A 1,337-nucleotide genomic window follows, 5' to 3' on the forward strand; every position below is an offset into this window, starting at 1 on the left:
GATACCAGCCAGATATTCACGGTAATCATTATCCACTCTATCGGTCACTAATGAACGAGCCGCACCACCAGCATACCGACGAGCTTTGGTCTCAACATCTTCCATTCGCAATGACAAGTTCAATAACAGACGGTCTGTGACTTGATAGTCATCTGTAATCCAGAGACTGAGTGCTTGAGCTTCTTCAAGACGGTTGTCACTGGAGCCAACTGCATTTGTGCCCTGATAGACAAGCTGACCATTAACCTGGTCATACACTTCTACTGGTTGGAAACGATCCGTCTCATCATAATGCTGGCGGGCACCAAAGTTGACATCATGCTCACCTACCAGCCAGTTGAAGTTAGCCTGCACACCGTATGAATCATAGGTGCGATCATTATTCTTGTAACGTAAGCCAGTGACATCACGAGTCCCATCCAGAATTGCTTGTGCGTTAGTGTTGCCATTATTAGCATCTTCAAGAATATTGTCACCGGTTTCCGGGTTACGACCATCAAATTTAAACCAGTTACGCTTGAACTCATTACGATAGGCTGTGACGGTAGAGGTAAGGTTATCGCTCCAGTCAAACACATGAGTCAGGTTAATACCAGTGTGTTGGTTATCCATCTCATCGATATGAGTCAGCCCATAGCGACGGTTTTCATCACGATGGAAATCTACATCAGTCAACCCGGCATAAGTTTCATCAGAGTTTTCCATCGAACGTTGAATTTTAAATAAGAACTTATTACGTTCACCTTCCCATGAGAGTTTAGCGACGTAATCTTCAAGTTGAAAGCCACTGTTATCATCATTACGGTCAATATCTTTAAACCCTTGATAATGGCGCTGAGCTGTTTCAATAGAGTAGCCCCATGGACCAGTTTTACCGCCATAATTGAGATGCAAATCAGCAGAGCCGCGATCGTTCATCATAAACATCGCACTGCCTTGATTAGTTTCAGGAATCGGAGTGGATACTAAATTGACAACACCGCCCACGGTTTGAGGACCGTAACGCAGTAATGGCGCCCCTTTAAGCACTTCAATAGAGTGCAATCTTGATGTGGTAGGAAAATAATATGCTGCGGGATTTGAGTATGGAGCCGGCGCAATCAGCACACCATCTTCCATCAAAGTAATATTCTGACTGCGTTCTGGCGAGGCTGCACGGATACCAATATTAGGACGAAGCCCAAACCCATCTTCTTCTTGAATATAAACGCCTGGTACAGTTTTCAACACCTGATGAATATCTGTTGTTGCTTCGGTCCTTAATTGCTCATGACTAACGACAGCTGCTGAACCTGGTAATTTACGTGCAGCTTCATCGTCACCAATAACCGTTACAG

1 protein-coding gene is annotated in these 1,337 nt (G+C 44.6%); it reads right to left on the bottom strand.

All coding sequences use genetic code 11. The annotated features are described in order from the left end of the window. Window positions 1-1,337: TonB-dependent receptor family protein (locus B4K20_RS04335; protein ID WP_289282012.1), on the bottom strand; the 1,337-nt coding region annotated here is incomplete at both ends.

Origin of the sequence: Methylophaga sp. UBA5088 (genome assembly GCF_002414625.1) — a bacterium.
GTDB lineage: Bacteria > Pseudomonadota > Gammaproteobacteria > Nitrosococcales > Methylophagaceae > Methylophaga > Methylophaga marina.